The sequence below is a fragment of the Yersinia kristensenii genome, assembly GCF_900460525.1.
In the GTDB taxonomy this organism is placed as follows: Bacteria; Pseudomonadota; Gammaproteobacteria; order Enterobacterales; family Enterobacteriaceae; genus Yersinia; species Yersinia kristensenii.
Window position 1 is genome coordinate 4,644,616 of record NZ_UHIY01000001.1, and the last position, 22,076, is coordinate 4,666,691.

A 22,076-nucleotide genomic window follows, 5' to 3' on the forward strand; every position below is an offset into this window, starting at 1 on the left:
AAGTCCGTGCTCAATTTTCTTCAAAGAAAGATGATTATGCTAGATGTTTTGCTTATTTTTCGCACAATATGTGACTATGCAGTGGGAAATCATACCGATATGATACACCGGTCAACAAGCTTATAGAGAACTGAATGGCATGACGTATACGCAAAAAGCAGTAAAAAAGGTCAGTGGTATCCATTATTTTGCCCAAGGATGGCAGTTAATTTCCCGTCCGGGTATCCGGCGATTCGTGATTTTGCCCTTATTGGTGAATATTATGCTGATGGGAGGAGCTTTTTGGTGGCTATTCAATCGGATAGGTGACTGGGTTCCCCAATTGATGAGTTATGTCCCTGACTGGTTGCAGTGGCTCAGTTACCTACTGTGGCCTGTAATGGTGATTTCAGTGCTGCTGGTGTTCAGCTATCTGTTTAGTACCCTAGCCAATTTTATTGCGGCCCCCTTTAACGGTTTGTTGGCCGAACAGTTAGAAGCCAGCCTGACCGGTAAGCCGCTGCCGGACACGGGTATTATGGGTATCGTGAAAGATCTGCCACGGATTATGGCGCGTGAATGGCGTAAATTAGCCTATTACTTGCCACGGGCTTTGGTGCTATTACTGCTGTACTTCATTCCCGGCATCGGCCAAACCCTCGCCCCGGTTCTGTGGTTCCTGTTTAGCGCTTGGATGCTGTCTATACAATATTGTGATTATCCGTTTGATAACCATAAAGTGAGTTTTCAGCATATGCGCAGTGCTTTGCGTCAAAATAAGGTCGATAACCTGCAATTTGGTGCTTTAGTGAGTTTATTCACTATGATTCCCTTCCTTAATCTGGTGATTATGCCAGTAGCGGTCTGTGGTGCCACAGCAATGTGGGTTGAGCGTTACCGCGACCAATTCGTTCAACCATCACGATAATTTTGCAGGGGCGTGCTGGCCGCGCCCCTGTTACCGAGATTAAAAGTGATTTACTGAGATTAAAAGTTATTGGGATTAAAACTTATTTCCTAATAACATATCGATATACCAATTCCTTACTTCCATAGCCATACTGTTAGCGTATGCTTTGAACGATTCCTACATTTTCATAGAGTTAAAGGACGGGCTATGAGCAAGATATATGAAGACAACTCTTTAACAATCGGCCATACGCCGCTGGTTCGTCTGAACCGTATCGGTAACGGGCGCATTTTGGCGAAGGTTGAGTCACGCAATCCAAGTTTCAGTGTTAAATGCCGTATCGGCGCCAATATGATTTGGGACGCGGAAAATCGTGGCATTCTGACCAAAGACAAAGAACTGGTAGAACCGACCAGTGGTAATACCGGTATTGCATTAGCATTTGTTGCCGCCGCGCGCGGTTATAAATTAACTCTGACTATGCCCGAAACTATGAGCATTGAGCGCCGTAAACTGCTCAAAGCTCTGGGCGCTAACTTGGTGCTAACCGAAGGCGCCAAAGGGATGAAAGGGGCTATTGCTAAAGCAGAAGAAATTCAAGCAACCGATCCAGACCGCTATCTTATTTTGCAGCAATTCAGCAACCCAGCGAACCCAGAAATTCACGAAAAAACCACTGGCCCAGAAATCTGGGAAGATACTGATGGCGAAGTCGACGTCTTTATTGCGGGTGTCGGTACTGGTGGTACCCTGACCGGTGTCAGTCGCTACATTAAAAATACCAAAGGCAAAGCAATTACCACGGTGGCGGTTGAACCAACAGATTCTCCGGTAATTACTCAGGCATTGGCGGGTCAGGAAATCAAACCAGGGCCACACAAAATTCAGGGTATCGGCGCTGGCTTCATTCCCGGCAACCTCGATCTGAGCCTGGTTGACCGTGTGGCACTAGTCACCAATGACGAGGCTATCTCTATGGCTCGCCGTTTGATGGACGAAGAAGGTATTTTAGCCGGTATTTCTTCTGGTGCAGCCGTTGCGGCAGCGGTCAAGCTTTCTGAAGAAGATGGCTTTACTGATAAAACAATTGTGGTTATTCTTCCGTCCTCAGGTGAGCGCTATTTAAGCACGGCATTGTTCGCAGATTTGTTCACTGAACAAGAACTGCAACAGTAGTCAGTCCGTCGCACTAAATGCTAAAAAAGCACCCTAGTGGGTGCTTTTTTTGTGGCGTGCTTCAAAGTTTTTACTACATAAAGATTGATTTTACCCTCTGGGTTTAGTATTTAACCGGTCAATTATTTTGATACGCGAAATTAATCGTGTATTGAGCGCCTCTCTGGCTGAATCGATTTATCAATTATGCAACACAACAAAAAATGTCATCACTGAACGCTGATTGAAGACATAACGCAAAGAGAGCATTATTCTTAGAGTTGATAGTGATGATTTTAGATCTGGATTCAGGTTGCATCAGAAACTGTCTTTGTGACTTGTCACTGGTTGAGGCATAGTCATGCGCGAGTTGAATGATGAGTTATGCGCGCACTAATACAGGCTAAAGTTTGGCTTTTACACTAAACTTTAGCTCCACAACATAAATCCAATAAGTTGGGGAAATACAATGTTCCAGCAAGAAGTTACTATTACTGCACCAAACGGTCTGCATACCCGCCCTGCTGCCCAGTTCGTAAAAGAAGCAAAAGGCTTTGCGAGCGAAATTACTGTGATTTCTAACGGTAAAAGCGCCAGCGCCAAGAGCCTGTTCAAACTACAAACTCTGGGCCTGACCCAAGGGACTGTTGTTACGATCTCGGCTGAAGGCGAAGATGAGAAGAAAGCTGTTGAGCATCTGGTAAAACTGATGGCAGAGCTTGAGTAATCACGCGCGCTTTTTTAGTTAACACCAGTCAAGAGTAAGGTAGGGTTATGATTTCAGGCATTTTAGTATCACCGGGTATCGCTTTTGGTAAAGCACTTTTACTGAAAGAAGATGAGATTGTCATCAACCGGAAAAAGATCTCTGCTGACCAAGTGGAGCAAGAAGTCGAGCGTTTCAAAACTGGGCGGGCTAAAGCGGCTGAACAGTTGGAAGCGATCAAGACCAAAGCTGAAGCCAGTCTCGGCGAAGAGAAAGCTGCCATCTTCGAAGGGCATATCATGCTATTGGAAGACGAAGAGCTTGAGCAGGAAATCATAGCCCTCATCAAAGATGATAAGCAATCTGCGGACGCCGCAGCTTATTCAGTCATTGAAGGCCAGGCGAAAGCACTGGAAGAACTGGATGACGAATACCTGAAAGAACGTGCGGCTGACGTGCGTGACATCGGTAAACGCCTTCTGAAGAATATTCTCGGCCTGACTATTGTTGATTTGAGCGCAATTCCGGATGAAGTCATTCTGGTTGCAGCCGATTTAACCCCATCAGAAACCGCGCAGCTTAATCTGGATAAAGTGTTAGGGTTCATCACCGATTTAGGTGGCCGTACCTCTCACACCTCGATTATGGCCCGTTCACTGGAATTGCCGGCTATCGTCGGGACCAGTAATGCGACTAAAGAAATCCAGAATGATGATTATTTGATCCTCGATGCGGTCAATAACAAAATTTATTTAAACCCAACTGCCGAAGTCATTGAGCAGTTGAAAGCGGTGAAAACTCAGTACATCACCGAAAGAAATGATCTGGCCAAACTGAAAGACTTACCTGCTATTACCCTTGATGGTCATCAGGTTGAAGTCGTTGCCAACATCGGTACTGTGCGTGATATCGCCGGTGCTGAACGTAATGGCGCTGAAGGTGTGGGCCTGTATCGTACCGAATTCCTGTTCATGGACCGCGACTCTCTGCCAACTGAAGAAGAGCAGTTCCAGGCTTATAAAGCCGTTGCGGAAGCCATGGGCTCTCAGGCAGTTATCGTCCGTACTATGGACATCGGTGGTGATAAAGATCTGCCGTACATGAACTTGCCAAAAGAAGAAAACCCATTCTTGGGCTGGCGTGCCATCCGTATTGCTATGGATCGCAAAGAGATTCTGCACGCACAGCTGCGCGCCATCTTGCGTGCCTCGGCGTTTGGTAAATTGCGTATCATGTTCCCGATGATCATTTCGGTGGAAGAAGTGCGCGAACTGAAAGCAGAACTTGAACTGCTGAAAAGCCAATTACGTGAAGAAAATAAGGCCTTTGATGAAACTATCGAGGTCGGTGTGATGGTGGAAACACCTGCGGCGGCGGTCATCGCTCGCCACTTAGCTAAAGAAGTTGACTTCTTTAGTATTGGGACAAACGATCTAACTCAGTATACTCTGGCAGTAGATCGTGGTAATGAGCTGATTTCTCATCTCTATAATCCAATGTCGCCATCGGTATTGGGCCTGATCAAACAGGTAATTGATGCGTCTCACGCTGAAGGTAAGTGGACCGGTATGTGCGGTGAACTTGCTGGCGACGAACGTGCTACACTGTTGCTATTGGGCATGGGGCTGGATGAGTTCAGCATGAGTGCGATTTCGATCCCACGCATCAAGAAAATTATCCGTAATACGAATTTCGAAGATGTGAAGGTGTTGGCGGAGCAAGCACTGGCTCAACCAACAGCGAAGGAATTGATGGATTTGGTTACCACATTCATCGAAGAAAAAACGCTCTGCTAATTCCACGATACTGGACTGCTGCCCAATATAAACTCTAAATAATTCGAGTTGCGGGAAGGCGGCAAGTGAGAGAGTCCCGATGAGCTTACTGTGTTGTAAGTGATTCGGGTGATTGAACGCAGCCAACGCACATGCAGCTTGAAGTATGACGAGTATAAATACTTAGGAGAAGATCATGGGTTTGTTCGATAAACTGAAATCACTGGTTTCAGATGATAAAAAAGACAGTGGCACTATTGAAATCGTCGCGCCGTTGTCTGGTGAGATCGTCAACATCGAAGATGTTCCTGATGTTGTGTTCGCAGAGAAAATCGTTGGTGATGGGATTGCCATCAAACCTTCAGGCAATAAAATGGTTGCTCCTGTTGACGGCACCATCGGTAAAATTTTCGAAACTAACCATGCATTTTCTATCGAATCAGACAGCGGCATTGAGCTGTTCGTCCACTTCGGTATTGATACTGTTGAACTGAAAGGCGAAGGCTTCAAACGCATCGCTGAAGAAGGCCAGCGCGTCAAGAAAGGGGATGTGGTTATTGAGTTCAATCTGGCTCTGTTAGAAGAGAAAGCCAAGTCTACGTTGACTCCGGTGGTTATCTCCAACATGGACGAGATCAAAGAACTGATTAAACTGTCCGGCAGTGTCACCGTGGGTGAAACACCGATTATTCGTATCAAGAAGTAATTTTGTACGAATGAGAAACGGCGCCTAAGGGCGCCGTTTTTGTTTGGTCACTTAATCGGCTGCCATCCAGCGCGGTACTCGCAGTGTAATCACCAAGCCCCCCTGCTCACCGTTTCTTGCTTCAACCTGCCCACCATGCGCTAAAATCACCTTGCGGGTGATAGCCAGCCCCAGACCATAGCCTTTGCCAGATAGGGCTGATTGGACCCGGACAAAGGGGTCAAAAATACTAGATAGTTTGCTCTCATCAACCCCCGGCCCCTGGTCTGAGACCTGAATCTGGTAGCTCTTATCAACCAATGACAGCGCCACTTTGACCTGTTGCCCCTGGGTGGAGAAGCGCAGCGCATTACGGACAATATTATCAATCGCTCGCCGCATCAGCTCAGCATTCCCTTTGACGGTATAGTCAACTTGCGGTGCTACCTGTAGCAGGATTTCAACCCCCGGTACCTGTGCTTCATAGCGAGCATCATTGACCACCACTGCCACTAACTGGTGCAAATCGAAATATTCGTCATCATCGGCGATATTGTGGTTTTCGGCGCGAGATAGCGCCAATAACTCACCAATCATCTTATCCAGCCGTTCGGATTCATGTTCAATACGCTGCAATGAGTTTTCGACATTTTTGGGGTTCTGACGTGCTAATCCAATCGCCAATTGCAAGCGAGCCAGCGGAGAACGTAATTCATGAGAAACATCATGCAATAGCTGCTCGCGCGCACTGACCAATTCTTTCAGCCGCTCGGCCATTGAATCGAAATCGCGCGCGACTTCAGTCAGCTCATCATGGCGACGGCGCATAACAGGCAATAGCCGCACCGACAAATCCCCCTGCGCCACGCGTTCAAAACCGGCACGCAGTTGCCGCATTGGCCGCGTCAGATTCCAGGCCAAAAATGTACTAAAGAACAAGCCGCCCAGCACTCCCATCCAAATCATGGGGATCGGAATGTTCAATATTTCATGGCGACCCTCATCGGCTCTTCCCTGCTGATTAACTTCCCGCAATCCATCAATGTCGTAACTGATACGATAATTCTGTCCATCCGACCCTTTGACCCAGGCCGTGACTTCTCTGCTGTAAAACTCTGGCTCCCGGCCGGTGGCAGGCAACGTCTTATCCGCTGATTCTGCTGTAATTTGGGGCATTTCTGTCGCAGGCAATACTGAAAAGTGATTTTTATCTGTTTTTGACCAATTCGCCATCATGGCATTTAGGGCTGGCAAACCACCACTTTGTAGCACCGAGGCCGCCGAAGCGACCTGCAATTGAGCAATCTGGCGTATCATATCGCGCTCAAGGGGTTCATGACGATTGCCATAAAAGGAAAACACCACCCAGAGCATCTGAGTCATTAAAATAAAGGTCAGCCAAAATCCCAGCAGGATTTTCCAGAATAACCGTCCACGCATACCTAACTTACTCCACCAATGGCAATTATCTGATGCGGTAGCCAATGCTACGGACTGTTTCAATATTTAACGTATTCCCCGGCAATGCCGCAAGTTTTTGTCTGATATTGCTGATATGCACATCGACACTGCGGTCGTAGGCTTCCCGCGGCCGACCTAATCCTTTGTCAGATAACTCATCTTTGGTAACCACCCGTTCTGGCGAGCGCAACAATAGTTCCAGTAAATTAAACTCCGAGGCCGTCAAATCAAAAGGCTTGCCCTGCCATTCACTGCTGCGGGTCGACGGATTGAGCGTCAAATCGCTATGCGTAATGACACTGTCATCCGCCGAGGGCGCATCGGGATGCTCATCAAAACGGCGTAATACGGCGCGCAACCGGGCCACCAACTCGCGTGGATAACAGGGTTTCGGCATATAATCATCAGCGCCCATTTCCAGACCAATAACACGGTCAATATTATCGCCTTTGGCCGTCAACATAATGATCGGTAAACGGCTTTTTTTCCGCACTTGGCGCAAAACATCAATGCCACTCATGTCAGGCAACATAATGTCGAGAATCAAGGCGGTATACTCCCCAGACAAAGCGGCGGCAATGCCCTCTTTACCGGTTAATACCAATTCGGCATTAAAACCTTCGCCGCTTAAGTATTCCCTCAGCATGTTGCCCAGCTCAACATCATCATCGACTAACAAAATTTTCATCTCTTCACTCTCCTGCCCAATTTTGGCTATTTTCATGCCTATTTTGATAGCGTGCAGCCGGTTTTACTCAATCCTTACATATCCCTGAGTTTGACTTAATGAGTATTCATCGGCTTTGATAGTCAATTATCCTCTGGCAGGGGGATTAACTCTATTCTTCATCGTAGCTCAAGAAAATTTGATTGATTATGCAACAGGTTACAGCCGATGAATATCATGCGAGTCTGTCACAGCACGCCAAAGAGAGGGGGGTGAAAGTGGGGTTCAGTTTTTTGAAATGTGCTGTTAACTACAAAATAAAAAACTGGTTTACTACTTTTCATTTTGAGTGAAATCAGGAATATAGCCAATAAAGATAGCAGACCAAATAAGCCGAAAACAATAATCAAGATAAGTTCTAACCCTTTGATATATTTTGTTAATCAAAGGATTAGTCCCTTTAATTACTCAAAAACCCCGGTTGATAAATAGCGGTCTCCGCGATCACATATAATCGCCACAATCACCGCGCCTGGGTTTTCAGCTGCGATTTGTAATGCCCCAGCCACCGCACCACCGGAGCTAACACCACAGAAAATCCCCTCTTCTGTAGCCAAGCGGCGCATGGTCTGTTCAGCTGAAATCTGTGTGATATCCAATACCTTATCCACCAATTCAGGGCGGAAAATACCCGGCATATATTCTGGCGACCAACGGCGAATGCCTGGAATACTGCTGCCCTCGGCCGGTTGTAAGCCGATAATAGTGACATCCGGATTTTGACTTTTCAGATATTGGCTAACACCGGTAATGGTGCCGGTCGTACCCATGCTGGAGACAAAATGACTGACTTTCCCGGCGGTTTGCTGCCAAATTTCCGGCCCAGTGCCGGTAAAATGCGCATAAGGATTATCCATATTATTAAACTGATCCAGTACCTTACCCTGCCCTGCTGCTTGCATCGCCAGCGCTTGATCCCTTGCGCCTTCCATCCCCTGCTCACGGCTGACCAAAATTAGCTCGGCCCCATAGGCGCGCATGGCGGCCTGACGTTCCTGGCTCATGTTGTCCGGCATCAGTAATTTCAGTTGATAACCTTTCATGGCGGCGATCATCGCCAGCGCAATGCCGGTATTACCACTGGTGGCCTCGATAAGCACATCACCCGGAGATATCTCCCCGCGCAGCTCTGCCCGCTGGATCATCGCCAGTGCGGCACGGTCTTTCACCGAACCAGCTGGATTATTGCCTTCCAGTTTGACCCAAATCTCCGCCTTCAGCTCTTTGCTTAAGCGCTGTAGTTTTACCAAAGGGGTGTTGCCGATGCAGTGTTCGAGGGTTGTCACTGTAAATACCTTTATTTACCAATAAGAAAAAGGTGGCTACCAGGCCACCTTTCAGACTGCTGAAAAAGTCACATTAAGGGGAATCGTGCCGTTGGGGTCGTAACGGCGTGAGCCGTCGGAGTGGCCCTAGGTGCGGTAAACCCTTCACTCACTGTGTTATCAGCAGCTTTGTCATTAATCAAAAGGCGGTTATTGCGCCACCTTTGTTCGCCATATTATAGAAAACTTATCAGGCGCTTTGGGCTAAAGCAATGGGTTGCAATAATTGATTACCAGAATATAAGCGCGCATTTAATCCACCAACATAATAGCGAGTGCCGCGCACCGGGGCGTCAATATTGCCTTCTGGCAAGACCACGCTGATAGGATCCTGATGCCAACCAATAGGTTGCACCGTCAATTGCCAGAAATGGCCACGCGGGCTGACTTCAAGCACCTGAACCGGCAGCGGGCAGCGATCGCTCGATTGAGTGTTAACTTCCATCTCCCAAGGGCGCAGGAAGAGATCCACATTGCCTTGGTGCATTGGCGCTAAATCCAACGGCCAATGGTGGGCACCGATAAACAGTTGTGATCCGCGGATTTCACCACTCAGGCGGTTTACTTCACCGAGGAACTCCAGCACAAAGCGAGTCGCCGGGTCGCGCCATACTTCATCTGGCGTCCCCACCTGTTCAATATTGCCCTGACTCATCACCACCACCCGATCAGCCACTTCCATGGCCTCTTCCTGATCGTGCGTCACAAAGACGCTGGTGAATTTTAATTCATCATGTAGCTCGCGCAACCAGCGGCGCAGCTCTTTGCGCACTTGCGCGTCCAAAGCACCAAACGGCTCGTCCAATAGCAGAATTTGCGGCTCAACCGCTAATGCACGCGCCAAAGCCACTCGCTGTTTTTGACCACCAGAAAGTTGTGATGGATAGCGGCTCGCCAAATGACCTAATTGCACCATTTCCAGTAACTGGGTCACTTTCTGCTTGATAGCCGCCGCATTAGGCCGCTCACGGCGCGGTAACACCGTCAAACCGAAAGCAATGTTATCGAACACCGTCATATGGCGGAACAGCGCGTAATGCTGGAACACAAACCCAACACGGCGGTCACGCGCATGCAAGCGGCTCACATCAGTGCCGTGGAAACTTAAACGCCCGGCGTTTTGATTCTCCAACCCGGCAATAATGCGCAATAAGGTGGTTTTTCCCGAACCAGAAGGGCCAAGCAAAGCCACCATTTGGCCGGAAGGAATATCAAGTGTGATGTCATTCAGCACTTTGGTGCGGCCAAAATACTTACTGATATTATCAATCTCAATGCTCATGCTTTTGCTCCTGTTCAAGACGAACAACCTGACGCGCTAAGCGCCATTGCAGGCCGCTTTTCAGAAAAAGGGTCACTATTGCCATCAGGGTCAATAACGCGGCGGCGGTAAAGGCCCCGGCGGTGTTGTAATCCTGATGCAATAACTCAACTTGCAGCGGCAAGGTATAGGTCTCGCCGCGAATAGAACCGGAAACGACCGAAACCGCACCGAATTCACCAATGGCGCGAGCGTTAGTCAACACCACGCCATACAGCAATGCCCAGCGAATGTTCGGCAGGGTCACACGGCGGAACATTTGCCAGCCAGAGGCCCCCAACAACACCGCAGCCTCATCTTCCTGACTGCCCTGACTCATCATCACCGGCACCAACTCACGCACCACAAATGGGCAGGTGACGAAGATGGTGACCAGCACCATGCCGGGCCAGGAGAACATCAATTGGATATCGTGAGAATCCAACCAGCCGCCCACCACCCCGTTTGAGCCGTAAAACAGCAGATACATCAGACCGGCAACCACCGGGGAAACGGCAAACGGAATATCAATTAATGTCATCAATAACTGGCGACCGGGGAAAACAAACCGCGTCACCAGCCAAGCCAGTACCACACCGAATACCAGGTTCACCGGCACGGTAATCAGCGCCACCAGCACCGTCAGCCAAATGGCGTGCAGCATATCGGGGTCAAATAAGTTCTGCCCGACCACCTCGATCCCTTTCGAGAACGCAGTGATAAAGATCCACACCATCGGGATCACCAGCAATAAAAACGAGAATAGTGCGCCGATGGCGATCAACGTCCATTTTCCCCAGTTGATCGGAGGGCGGGCCACACCATTAAATTCTGTGATATCAGCCATCAATGCCCTCCTATCCGTCGACCAAAGCGACTTTGTAACGTGTTGATGCCGAACAACAGCGCCAGTGAAACCGCCAGAATAACTGACGCAATGGCGCTGGCCGCCGGGTAATCAAATTCTTGCAAGCGGATGAAAATCATCAGCGAGGTCACTTCCGTCTTCCAGGCAATATTACCGGCGATAAAAATCACCGCACCGAATTCGCCCAGACTGCGAGTAAAGGATAATGCGGTTCCTGCCAGTAATGCCGGAGCCAGTTCTGGCATCACCACCAGACGGAAACTCTGCCAGCGGCTGGCCCCTAACGTTTCCGCTGCTTCCTCATATTCTGGCCCTAACTCTTCCAAGACCGGCTGCACGGTACGCACCACAAACGGCAAGCTGGTGAAGGCCATAGCGACCGCAATCCCTAACCAGGTAAAGGAGACTTTGATTCCCAAAACGTCGTATAGCCAGGCTCCGTACCAACCGGTGGTAGAAAACAAGGTTGCCAGTGTCAGGCCCGCCACCGCCGTGGGTAAGGCGAAGGGTAAATCCATCAAACCATCGAGTAAACTGCGGCCTGGGAATTGATAGCGCGTCAGAATCCAGGCCATCAACATGCCAAATACCGCATTGAAAATACTGGCTACACCGGCGGCCAGTAAGGTCACTTTATAAGCGGCAACCACCTGAGGGTTGGTTATCACCTCCCAGTATTGTGCCCAACTCATCTGGGCCACTTGCATCACTAATGCACTGAGCGGTAATAACAAGATCAGGCAGGTGTAAAGCAGGCTGCTCCCAAGACTGAGGGTGAATCCGGGCAGAACCCGTTTACTGGATGCCGACATCATTACTGATGGCCTTCTGCTAACAATTTATCCAGCACCCCGCCGGTGGCGAAGTGGGTGCTCATCACTTGTGGCCAGCTACCGAATTGCTCTTCAACGCGGAATAATTTGGTCTCCGGGAATTGGGATTTAGCCGCTTCCATGGCCGCTTTATCATAAACACGGTAGTTAAAGCTGGTAATCACCTGCTGTGCCGGTGGGCTGTAGAGGTAATTCAGGTAAGCTTTGGCGGCTTTCTCAGTGCCATTCTTCTCGACATTTTTATCCACCCAAGCGACGGGGAATTCCGCCAGAATATCGACCGGCGGCACAATCACTTCATATTTGTCGCTGCCATATTCTTTGCGGATATTATTGACTTCAGATTCAAAACTGATCAGCACATCGCCCAAGCCGCGCTCAACAAAAGTGGTGGTGGCACCACGACCGCCAGTGTCAAACACCACCACATTTTTCAGGAAACGTTTCATCCAATCGCGGGTTTTAGCTTCGTCTTTACCATTAGCTTGTTCAGTTGCCCCCCAGGCGGCCAAATAGGTATAACGGCCATTACCGGAGGTTTTGGGATTCGGGAATACCAGCTTGACGTCTTCACGCACCAAATCATCCCAGCTATGGATATTCTTTGGATTATCCTTACGCACCAGGAAAGCCATGGTGGAGTAGAATGGCGAGCTATTGTTAGGTAAACGCGCTTGCCAGTCAGCGGGGATTAGATTGCCGCGGTCATGCAAGATTTGCACATCAGTGACTTGGTTGTAGGTCACCACATCCGCTTTCAGACCTTGCAGGATAGCCAATGCCTGTTTGGAGGAACCGGCATGGGATTGTTTAATAGTCAGCTTGTCGCCAGGGTTTTGCTGTTCCCACTGTGTCTCAAAGCCCGGATTCAAGGCGCTGAATAATTCACGGGAAACATCATAGGAGCTATTGAGCAACTCGGTGGCGGAAGCGGTTGCGCTACCAAAGATTAGCGCACTAAATAAGGCAACTCGGGTCCATCCATTTTTCTTTATTGAAACCTGTTTCATTTTGCACCTTATTCACTGGGTTCATTTGGCAACAAGCTTATTCATTGAGAATGTTGTGCCTTTAAATTATGTTCAGTGTATTTATAACTAGGTGCATACCTATAACGCTTTTATATACCGTTTAGTGATGTACAAGTATCAAATGCTATAAGCCAGTCACCGCGCTGGTCGCCAGCCGCCTATTTCACTTATATCTGGTCAATAAAAAGCCCGGCTAAACTGCACCGGGCGATAAAAATGCGTTCTTAGGTAGAAATATTATTTCTGCGTCACAACACTGGCACCCACTGGGCCGATAGCGCCACTGAATGGTTTGCCGTCAATGGCATCCACCATACGCAAACCGGATGGACGAACCCAGCGCTGCACGCGGGATGGCATATCAAAACCAATCAGTAAAATCACAACGAATGTCAGGCTAAATGAGAGTGAACCCAACGCTGTACCGAGGCTGAGATGCTGAGCAATTGAAGCCCCCAGAATCGGTGCTAATGCCCCGCCCAATGCGCCGACGTTATAGGTAAAGCCCAGCCCCGCGGCACGTTGTTCAGTATCAAAGTAGCCGCCCAACAGTTTTGGTAGCAACCCGGCAATCCCCTGGCCCAGCATCTGTTGCAGGAACAATAACCCGCCGAGGAACAGGATACTGCTGCCCTGAATAGCAAACAGTGGAATTATTAGTAATTGTGAAATCAGCAAACTGGTGACATAGGCTTTACGCGTTCCGAGCCAATCCCCCAGGAAGCCCCCGACACAACAGCCCACTGCGGCACCAAAACCACTGAAGAACAACACGTTGCCTACTGTGTGTGGGTCATAGCCCAAATCCATTTTCAGGTAAGTGGGCAATAATGCCTGGATCGGCCATGAGTAGAGGAAGGCACAGAACACCACCACCATCAACATCACGCCGGTCGGCCAGCGATCGCCACTGGTTTGTACCATAAAGTAGATAAATACTGCGGCGCAAAGAATACCGAGGAGCACCACGACAGGGGTGGATACCATGCCCGTGAAACAAGCATAAAGGGCGGCGGCGGCAAAGAGTGTCAGCGCAATATTCAGGTAGCTCAAGTTGCTGCGATACAGAATATCCACCATGTTACGGTCTTTGGTTTGCTTCGATTGCTGTTGTTTAATTTGTGCTTTTTCCCAATCTTCTGCTTCCGGCAGATTTTTACGCAACCACAAAGCAAAGATAATCGGCAGTAAACCAATGTAGAAAAGCATACGCCAGCCAAATGCTGGGACCACATAGCTATAAGCCTGCGCGGCTAATACTGCGCCGATAGAGAAGCCAGAAATCAGGAAGCCACTGGCTTTGTTACGCATATTCTTAGGCCAGCTCTCCATCACGTAGGTTGAACTGGAGCCATACTCCCCCGCCATCCCGATACCAATAATCAGTCGAGCAATAAACAGTGTGGTGTAGCCCGGCGCCAAACCACAGGCCAGCGTACCAAAGGAGAACAGCACAATACTGGTGATCATGGCTAATTTACGGCCATAACGATCACCCATAGCACCTAGCACCAACCCTCCGAACCAACGCGAGATAAAGGCCGCCGAAATCAGACTGGTTGCTTGAATCAGCGTCAAACCGAATTCTTGTTTAATATCCGTCAGAACCAGAGTAATAAGAACAAAATCAAAGCCGTCCAGGGCATAACCGATCCAGGCGGCAATAAATGCCTTCCATTGTGCAGAGGTGAGCTGCTGGTACCAGCGCAATGGTTTCTCTCCACGAGGTGTTTTGTCCATTTGTGGTTGTACTGAAGTGCTCATATCGTCGCTCTCTCTCCACCACCAGCTAAATTCACTGGCAGAAACTGTTTTCCTCGCGGCAGGTAAACCATAGCAACCGATTGTTTAAAATCACTTAATCTGTCACTACCCGACGGTTCTTGCCACATTTATATTTATGTGGTTTTACTCCAAACAAATAAAACAAAAGGAGTAAAACTCCATTTGAGTGTATAAGATTAGCCCGCTATTTCAATCACAATGTCTCTAAAACGTGACAAAGATAGCGAAATGCCAGAGTGAGTAAGATAAGCAACAGAATGATGAGGTATTTACCACTGCGGGCGAAAGATCTCCGCAGCAGTGGCTAGATATGGCAGCAGAAATAGATTACCGGTCATCCATTTTGGCTGACGGCTTGGGTTGTTTTACGTTTAATACTTTCTGCCTGAGCAGGATCAGCTTTGACCAACAGGGCATAAATCAGATCTAACACAAACAGTTGCGCAATTTTGGTGCCAATGGAGTCCCCTTGCAACTGCCCCTGACGGTTGCCGTTAATCAGCACATAATCGGCCAGTTCCGTAATGGTGGAGCCCATATTGTGCGTCAGCGCCACGGTGGTGGCACCGGCCTGTTTCGCCAGTTTTAATGCATGCACGGTTTCAGCTGAGGTACCCGAATGGCTGATACCTATTGCTACATCACCGGGGCGCATCAAAGAGGCCTGCATATACATAAAGTGATTATTTGTAGCCGCATCGACCCGCAATCCGATACGCATCAATTTACCTTTGGCATCTTCCGCGGTGATACCGGATGAACCAACCCCAAAAATGCAGATTCGATCAGCCGGGCGCAGCAGTTTAACCACCTGCTCGACACTCTCGATAGACAACAGGTTTAGGGTTTCAGACAACACATTATTGATCGCCGATTGCAATTTATTGCCAATCGCCAGCGCATCATCGCCCTCTTGCACATCCGCATCTAACAGACTGTTTTCACTGTGATGGCGGGTTGCCACCTCAATGGCCAAATCCATTTTGAAATCTTGGAATCCTTTATAACCCAGAGTGCGGCAAAAACGGATAATCGTGGCTTCACCAGCTTGTGTAAGGGAAGAAAGATCAGCAATAGAAAGTTGGGTAACTTTGGCAGGTTCCGCCAAAATATAAGCAGCAATGCGCTGCGCTGAGCGGGTCAGGCTATTTTGCATCGCACCCAAGGCATCAAGAATTTTACCTGGCTTAAAACGGGGGGCACCAGTATTCACGCAGACACCTCAAGGGAAAGAGAATTGACGGATAGGGACGCTTCTGTCGCGTATCATGACATAATTGACCCATTTCGTGAAGACCAATGGCGGGATTGTGCGAGGTGAGATCAATAAAAAAACCCCGGGGGGCCGGGGAAGATGTCAAAGATAACCTGCATTATTATTATTTAAAAATCATATAGATAATGTGTTATGCAATAAGCTATGATGAACTTTCACCACCACTTTTTTGATAGTGCCCGATCCCGCAATCTGGCAACCTGGCTTATGAGGTTCGCCCGGTAGAAATACCGCAAACATCCCCGGTAGCATGCGTAATTGGCTTTTATCTGGAATGTCAGCGATAAGTTGGTAGTCGTCGTCCGCATGATAAAGCTCAAGATGCTCGGTCGGTGTCAGCACTGAGTATTCAATACCCTCAATGCCACTTATCAGCAGTTGAACATCGGCATAGGTTTGGTGCATTTCTGCTTTCTTACTCTCAGCCGGTTGGGTATCGAACTCCATCACATTCATGAAAACAAATTCGCCATCTATTTCATGACGCCCACAACTTAATTCTACCAACGGCGTCTTAGCCAAATAGGCTAAAACCCATTGCAAACGTTCTGGTAACCCGCTGAAAAAAGCTGTTTGTGTTAATGATCCACTGATCATATTGACCTCAATAGTTTTGCTTTGATGTTATGACTACAGTGATGATCTGGCCCACAGTGCCGCCCCCAATAACCCGCTATCTTGCTGGTGATGAGCAGCCTGAACGGGCACCCGATAGATTTCCGGCAATATTTTTTGCGCGCCGATAACCCGCTCCAAATAGCCCACCGCCAACCCGACACTACCACCCAAAATCACTATTTCCAGATCCAAGGCCATTTTCATATCGGCCAACATCTGAGCAATGGCGGTCGCCGAGCGGTTAATAATGTTTTCCGCCTGAATATTGCCCTGCTGCGCTAATTCAAATACCTTAACGGCGGTCACTGGCTGTTTCCAGCCCAGCGTTTCTGCGCCGATTGCCGTACCGGAGGCCACACTTTCGACACATCCTCGACGGCCACAGCCACATAACAGGCCGTGGGGATCGGCCAACGTGTGGCCAATGTGCCCGGCCAACCCATGATGACCGACCAGGAGTTTTTTATTCAACACGATGCCACCGCCTACACCGGTAGATACCGTCACAAACATCATATTGTTTACAGAAATTTCATTGTCACTATCACGACTTAATGCCTGATACTCAGCCCATGCAGCCGCCTGCCCATCATTGAGCAGCACACAAGGCAAGTCAGCGACCGACCGGATACAATCTTGTAACGGAAAATCCGCTAAGCCGCCCAAATTAGCCGGATTAAGTGCTGTCAAACGGCCGCCACTGATAATGCCTGTTGAAGCAACAGCAATAAAATCAACCAGATGACGATAAGGTGCTATTAATGTTTCCAGCGCAATAGCCAGTTGTGCTGCCCCGCCTCGGGGTGTCGCCATCTGCTGACGACCAACCAACATGCCGCTTTCAGTCACCACCGCTGCAGCAATCTTTGTCCCACCGATATCCAGTGCCAACACTTTTCCCATCTGGCGCAACCCTCTGTACCTGTAATGATGTTGATAGGATGACTATGACAATTTTTTCGCCACAACTCCATAGTTATTTTAATATTGGAGTTACACTCCACAAAAATACTTTTTGATCCGATTAATGGAAGGTTGATCATTGCACCCTACGGATAAAAGATCTAACATAATGGAGTAAAACTTCATTTAAAATATCTTATCGGAGCTAAAGACCGTGAGCAATCTGAACCTAAGTAAAACAAGTCGCCTCCGCCACCAGCTCCAGAATGGCCTTATCGCCTCGTGCCAACCTGTACCCGGCAGTGCCATGGATACGCCAGAAATTGTGGCGGCAATGGCACTGGCATCACTGGCAGGTGGCGCGGTTGGTCTGCGGATTGAGGGCATTCGGAATATTGAAGCGGTGCGCCGGGTTACCGATGCTCCAATCATCGGCATTATTAAACGTGATTTGCCTGATTCAGACGTCAGAATTACACCTTGGCTAGAAGATGTAGATGCGTTAAGTGCCGCCGGAGCCGATATTATCGCTTTTGACGTCACCTGCCGCCCTCGCCCGGTTTCAGTAGAAGATTTATTCCAACGGGTGCAGACAACCGGCTGCCTGGCGATGGCTGATGCCTCTAATATTGAAGATGCCTTGTTAGCACACCGCTTAGGTATCGATTTTATCGGCACCACTTTGTCGGGCTATACCCAAACATCAATTCCCACTGAACCGGACTTAGAACTGGTAAAACAGTTATCGCAAGCGGGCTGTAGAGTGATTGCAGAAGGTCGTTATAACTCGCCAGCATTAGCCGCTGCGGCAATATCCGCAGGCGCTTATGCCGTCACCGTCGGCTCTGCCATTACGCGTATAGAACATATTTGTAGTTGGTTTTGTGAAGCTATTCAACAACGTGAAACAGCAAAACTGACGAGTAATTGATTACACCAGATGTCACTTGTACTCAAAACTATTTTGGCTAACCATGCCCCGACTCTCTCTGATTTATTAAGGATGCGTATGAAAAAGTTAACTGGCCTGATCGCAGCTCCGCACACTCCCTTTGATGAGCAGGGTGAAGTTAATTATCCCGTCATCGACCAAATTGCCGAGCATCTGGTGAATGATGGGGTAAAAGGGGTTTATGTGTGTGGCACCACGGGCGAAGGCATTCATTGCTCAGTAGAAGAGCGCAAAAAAATTGCCGAGCGCTGGGTAAAAGCAGCGCAAGGTAAACTGAGCATTACCTTACATACTGGCGCATTGAGTATTAAAGATGCCGTCGACCTTTCTCGCCATGCCGAAACACTGGATATCTTCGCAACCTCTGCCATCGGCCCATGCTTCTTCAAACCGGGTAATCTTGACGACCTCATTGCTTATTGTCAGGCCATCGCGGCAGCGGCTCCCTCGAAAGGCTTTTATTACTATCATTCCGGAATGTCCGGTGTGAATTTGGATATGGAACAATTCCTCATCAAAGCCGAAGCAAAAATCCCAAACCTGTCAGGGATTAAATTCAATAATGCGGATTTGTATGAATTCCAGCGCTGTCTACGTGTCAGCGGCGGTAAATTTGATATCCCATTCGGGGTTGATGAGCATTTACCGGGCGGACTGGCCGTCGGCGCGATTGGCGCAGTTGGCAGCACTTATAATTATGCAGCACCGCTGTTCCATAAAATCATTGCTGATTTTAATGCGGGTAACCAAGTTGCCGTACAACGCGGCATGGATCAGGTTATTGCACTTATTCGCGTCTTGGTTGAATTTGGTGGCGTTGCCGCCGGTAAAGCAGCGATGCAATTACACGGCATTGATGCCGGTAATCCGCGCTTACCATTACGCGCACTGACTAATGAACAGAAACAGACCGTGGTGAATAGAATGCGCGACGCAATAGCGATTTAATAACAATACTTAATGAGTCACAAAAAGATAAAGGCCGGGAAACCGGCCTTTTGTCATGCAGAATAAGTGCACTTATAAAGACAATAATTTAGTCAGCGACGGCGCAAAGTAATAACTGCCAGTCACTGGCTTACTAAAACCTAATAACAGATCGTGCTTACCGTCTATTGAGCCGAACATGCTCAATAATTGCTGCTCGATATTGTGTAAACGCGCGCAATAGGCAATAAAATACAAACCGTGTTTGCCGCTGGCGGTGCCGTAAGGCAAGCTTTGACGTAGAATTTTCAGCCCTTTGCCATTCTCTTTAAGGTCAACCCGGCTAACATGGGAAGTATCAGGACGCTGGTCCGATGGCAACTCTTCACTATCATGCTTAGTCCGCCCCACAATTTGTTCTTGTTTGTGTTCTGGGATACGTTGCCATTTTTTCAGGTCATGCTCATAACGCTGAACTAATACATAACTGCCACCGGCATCCTCTTCGCCCTCAGCAATGACAGCAACTTCTGGCCGGCTTTCTCCTTGCGGATTTTCTGTACCATCAATAAAGCCAGTAAAATCACGCTCTTCCACCCAGCGGAAACCATGGGTCTCCTCTTCAACCGCAATAGCATCACCAAAAGCGGCAACAGCGGCTTGTGCTAAAGTAAAGTTAATATCTTGGCGTAATGACTGAATATGAATCAATAAATCGCGTTGGGTGGCAGGGGCAATCATCGGCGCTTTGCCCAAGGCAACAAAAGGCTTTAATTCTGGCGCACCCTGGCCATTGGATAGGTCATGCCAAATATCTGAACCAAAAGCGATCACTGCGCCCAAGTGCTCATTAGGGAATTTTTGTTGTAACTCTTGCAATGCAAGGCAGAATTTTTTGCACCCTTGGCGAATAGCATCAAATTCGCCCTGTACTTTTGCTTCCATAAAAATGGCAAAACGGCAATGCTCCAGCAAAATGCCACTCTGAACTTGAGTCATTTCTCTTCCTCACTAAAAGCTCATATCAATTATGCCAAATATCATAGCTGAAGCGATTAAAATAACCTTGCGTCAACGCAAAATAAAATTGAGCGGAGGAAAATGGATTTTTAGTCAGGTGGGATTATTAAGGCGCAGAATATAACGCCTTAATAGGCGAATAATATTTATTCGCTTTTAGCACGCCATATAATCTTGCTAACTTTCCAGCTTTGCAAAGTATCGTCAGATGGCATTAAGCCCTCTGGGCCATGCCAGTTGCCCGCAAATAAATAACTAACATGCTTGCTGTCAGGTGCTGCACATTCTATTTGACCACTATCATCGCCAGTGCCTTTCTGACAAACACCAAAGGCTTTTTTATATAACTGACTGAATGGCGATCCAATACTAACACCCCATTGGCTCGGAATATCTTTATCCATGACATCAATACGCTCTACTGTGCCTTTAGGCTGGCCCGAGATAACCAATTTAATTTGGTTTTCTTTCATGGCTTGGTAGAAAGAAACCAGCTTGCCATCATTGGTTGCCATACCACTACGCAGCCGATAATCACCTTTCAGCCCTTCTTTAATCTCATTTTCACTCAAAGGGGTACTGGCCGTGATACCACCGACACCATTATCAGTAACCTGCATACTGCTGCTGCCGCTAAACCAATTAAGTGGAGACAAACTTGACCAAGAAAACCCGGACGTGGCTGAACACCCGGCCAATAACAGAGGGGCCCCCAGTAACAACAAGCGCACCCCTGACAACCGTAGGCGAATATTCATCTAAAGCTCCTTAAAAAACCACTGCATTCAATCAGCTTTTCTGCAAAGAACATTTTCTACAAAGAACTCTTTTTGCAAAGAACCCGGCACAGAAGCAAAAGCATGGCAGTTGAAAAATGATAACCAGAGATTGGAGTCCAGCTCGCCGAAAAAGTGCCATAACAGGGCGGCCTTTCATCATTCTTTCTTATTATCGGCATAATCAAACGACCAGTGCCAGCAAAGAAAAAACACTCAATCAAGTTGATTAAATAGACTTTATCCCCATTTGTATTCATCAAACAGCCCTTTTGAGCATGGGTTGCTTTCTTATTAGACGAATTCTAACGTGATTTTGGTCTAGTATTGGGTAGCGAGGTCGAAAAGGCCTCTGGTTTCAAATGCAATAATTCATTCATTGAAGGAGCAATAAAATGAAGAAACTGACCTTAGTTGCCACTTTGGCTATGTTATGCAGTACACCCTTCTTGGCGCAAAGTGCGACAAACACCGCGCAAGGGGGTTTCGACGGCCCGGCAACAACACAGACTCAACCCGCAACACAAGGTGGCTTCTCTGGCCCAAGTGCAACAAATACCACGGTCGATAAAGTGAAAAGCATGCGCGATGACGCCCGCGTCACTTTAGAGGGGAATATCGTAGAGCGGCTCGGCCATGATACTTATACTTTCCGCGATAGCACCGGCACCATTACAGTGGATATCGACAACAAGCGCTGGAAAGGCCAAACCATCACACCACAAGATAAAGTCCAAATCGAAGGGAAAGTGGATAAAGACTGGAATTCTGTGGAAGTCGATGTGAAAAATATTAACAAGATTAAATAATTAGGTTTGAACTCGGGTACTGTATCGACATAAATTCAGTACCCGATATTTATATTATCCCTTCCATTACTGACACGCCAAAATTAAATGCCACTTTATAAAACAATATATAATATAAATATATTTAATTAAATTACTGTGAGAACATGTTTATTGTTTGTTTATTTTAACCGGACTAGAAAGTGATTACAGTACGGTTTGTCAGGTGCACGAATACAAACCGCCTGTAATGACAAACCACAACCGCAATAAATA

The 22,076-nt window shown here is 47.9% G+C and carries 21 protein-coding genes; 8 read left to right on the top strand and 13 right to left on the bottom strand.

Annotated features, from left to right (window positions below):
• Positions 1-139 precede the first annotated feature (139 nt).
• The 5 genes from cysZ to crr all read left to right on the top strand — a co-directional run bounded on the left by cysZ (position 140) and on the right by crr (position 5,231).
• The gene (cysZ, locus tag DX162_RS21700) at positions 140-907 is read left to right on the top strand and encodes a sulfate transporter CysZ (protein ID WP_098080941.1); all 768 of its coding nucleotides are present in this window, start codon (positions 140-142) and stop codon (positions 905-907) included.
• A gap of 189 nt (positions 908-1,096) precedes the next feature.
• Positions 1,097-2,065: a cysteine synthase A gene (cysK, locus tag DX162_RS21705; RefSeq protein ID WP_004393589.1), complete on the top strand. Its 969-nt coding sequence runs from the start codon at positions 1,097-1,099 to the stop codon at positions 2,063-2,065.
• A gap of 448 nt (positions 2,066-2,513) precedes the next feature.
• Positions 2,514-2,771 carry a phosphocarrier protein Hpr gene (gene ptsH, locus DX162_RS21710; protein WP_004393588.1) on the top strand — a complete coding sequence of 86 codons (258 nt, stop codon included), beginning with the start codon at positions 2,514-2,516 and terminating at the stop codon, positions 2,769-2,771.
• A gap of 47 nt (positions 2,772-2,818) precedes the next feature.
• On the top strand, positions 2,819-4,546 hold the full coding sequence (gene ptsI / locus DX162_RS21715) for a phosphoenolpyruvate-protein phosphotransferase PtsI (protein WP_004393587.1): 1,728 nt from the start codon (positions 2,819-2,821) through the stop codon (positions 4,544-4,546).
• 175 nt (positions 4,547-4,721) lie between these two features.
• Complete coding sequence (crr, locus tag DX162_RS21720) at positions 4,722-5,231, top strand: PTS glucose transporter subunit IIA (protein WP_004392561.1); 510 nt, start codon at positions 4,722-4,724, stop codon at positions 5,229-5,231.
• Between the two features lie 51 nt (positions 5,232-5,282).
• On the opposite strand, the gene DX162_RS21725 is transcribed toward crr, so the two are convergent.
• The 11 genes from DX162_RS21725 to DX162_RS21780 form a co-directional block, all read right to left on the bottom strand.
• Positions 5,283-6,650: an ATP-binding protein gene (locus DX162_RS21725; RefSeq protein ID WP_004392560.1), complete on the bottom strand. Its 1,368-nt coding sequence runs from the start codon at positions 6,648-6,650 to the stop codon at positions 5,283-5,285.
• A 25-nt stretch (positions 6,651-6,675) separates the two neighbouring features.
• Positions 6,676-7,359, bottom strand: a complete 684-nt coding sequence (locus DX162_RS21730) for a response regulator transcription factor (protein WP_032820864.1) — start codon at positions 7,357-7,359, stop codon at positions 6,676-6,678.
• Positions 7,360-7,802: 443 nt separating this feature from the next.
• On the bottom strand, positions 7,803-8,684 hold the full coding sequence (gene cysM, locus DX162_RS21735; RefSeq protein ID WP_032820853.1) for a cysteine synthase CysM: 882 nt from the start codon (positions 8,682-8,684) through the stop codon (positions 7,803-7,805).
• Between the two features lie 229 nt (positions 8,685-8,913).
• Positions 8,914-10,005, bottom strand: a complete 1,092-nt coding sequence (cysA, locus tag DX162_RS21740; protein ID WP_032820852.1) for a sulfate/thiosulfate ABC transporter ATP-binding protein CysA — start codon at positions 10,003-10,005, stop codon at positions 8,914-8,916.
• Positions 9,995-10,870 carry a sulfate/thiosulfate ABC transporter permease CysW gene (gene cysW / locus DX162_RS21745; protein WP_004392556.1) on the bottom strand — a complete coding sequence of 292 codons (876 nt, stop codon included), beginning with the start codon at positions 10,868-10,870 and terminating at the stop codon, positions 9,995-9,997. The genes cysA and cysW overlap by 11 nt, the downstream gene beginning before the upstream one ends.
• Positions 10,870-11,706 carry a sulfate/thiosulfate ABC transporter permease CysT gene (gene cysT / locus DX162_RS21750; protein ID WP_032820850.1) on the bottom strand — a complete coding sequence of 279 codons (837 nt, stop codon included), beginning with the start codon at positions 11,704-11,706 and terminating at the stop codon, positions 10,870-10,872. Before cysT ends, cysW begins: the two co-directional genes overlap by 1 nt.
• Positions 11,706-12,734 carry a sulfate ABC transporter substrate-binding protein gene (locus tag DX162_RS21755; RefSeq protein ID WP_004392555.1) on the bottom strand — a complete coding sequence of 343 codons (1,029 nt, stop codon included), beginning with the start codon at positions 12,732-12,734 and terminating at the stop codon, positions 11,706-11,708. The genes cysT and DX162_RS21755 overlap by 1 nt, the downstream gene beginning before the upstream one ends.
• Positions 12,735-12,992: 258 nt before the next feature.
• Complete coding sequence (locus DX162_RS21760; protein ID WP_004392553.1) at positions 12,993-14,519, bottom strand: MFS transporter; 1,527 nt, start codon at positions 14,517-14,519, stop codon at positions 12,993-12,995.
• A gap of 355 nt (positions 14,520-14,874) precedes the next feature.
• Positions 14,875-15,696, bottom strand: coding sequence for a MurR/RpiR family transcriptional regulator (locus tag DX162_RS21770; RefSeq protein ID WP_246584726.1), 822 nt, complete (start codon positions 15,694-15,696; stop codon positions 14,875-14,877).
• A 234-nt stretch (positions 15,697-15,930) separates the two neighbouring features.
• The gene (gene nanQ, locus DX162_RS21775) at positions 15,931-16,413 is read right to left on the bottom strand and encodes an N-acetylneuraminate anomerase (protein ID WP_004392551.1); all 483 of its coding nucleotides are present in this window, start codon (positions 16,411-16,413) and stop codon (positions 15,931-15,933) included.
• 33 nt (positions 16,414-16,446) lie between these two features.
• The gene (locus DX162_RS21780) at positions 16,447-17,337 is read right to left on the bottom strand and encodes an N-acetylmannosamine kinase (protein ID WP_004392550.1); all 891 of its coding nucleotides are present in this window, start codon (positions 17,335-17,337) and stop codon (positions 16,447-16,449) included.
• A gap of 223 nt (positions 17,338-17,560) precedes the next feature.
• On the opposite strand from DX162_RS21780, the gene DX162_RS21785 reads away from it, so the two are divergent.
• Both DX162_RS21785 and DX162_RS21790 read left to right on the top strand, forming a co-directional pair.
• A complete protein-coding gene (locus tag DX162_RS21785; protein WP_071777689.1) occupies positions 17,561-18,268 on the top strand; it encodes an N-acetylmannosamine-6-phosphate 2-epimerase in 708 nt (235 codons plus the stop codon).
• A gap of 78 nt (positions 18,269-18,346) precedes the next feature.
• The gene (locus tag DX162_RS21790) at positions 18,347-19,237 is read left to right on the top strand and encodes a dihydrodipicolinate synthase family protein (RefSeq protein ID WP_032820849.1); all 891 of its coding nucleotides are present in this window, start codon (positions 18,347-18,349) and stop codon (positions 19,235-19,237) included.
• 72 nt (positions 19,238-19,309) lie between these two features.
• Here DX162_RS21790 and DX162_RS21795 read toward each other — a convergent pair whose 3' ends face one another.
• A complete protein-coding gene (locus DX162_RS21795; RefSeq protein WP_004392547.1) occupies positions 19,310-20,215 on the bottom strand; it encodes a Dyp-type peroxidase in 906 nt (301 codons plus the stop codon).
• Between the two features lie 167 nt (positions 20,216-20,382).
• Positions 20,383-20,994, bottom strand: a complete 612-nt coding sequence (locus tag DX162_RS21800) for an RpoE-regulated lipoprotein (protein ID WP_004392545.1) — start codon at positions 20,992-20,994, stop codon at positions 20,383-20,385.
• Between the two features lie 413 nt (positions 20,995-21,407).
• On the opposite strand from DX162_RS21800, the gene DX162_RS21805 reads away from it, so the two are divergent.
• The gene (locus tag DX162_RS21805) at positions 21,408-21,821 is read left to right on the top strand and encodes a YgiW/YdeI family stress tolerance OB fold protein (RefSeq protein WP_004392543.1); all 414 of its coding nucleotides are present in this window, start codon (positions 21,408-21,410) and stop codon (positions 21,819-21,821) included.
• The last annotated feature ends 255 nt before the right edge of the window (positions 21,822-22,076 follow it).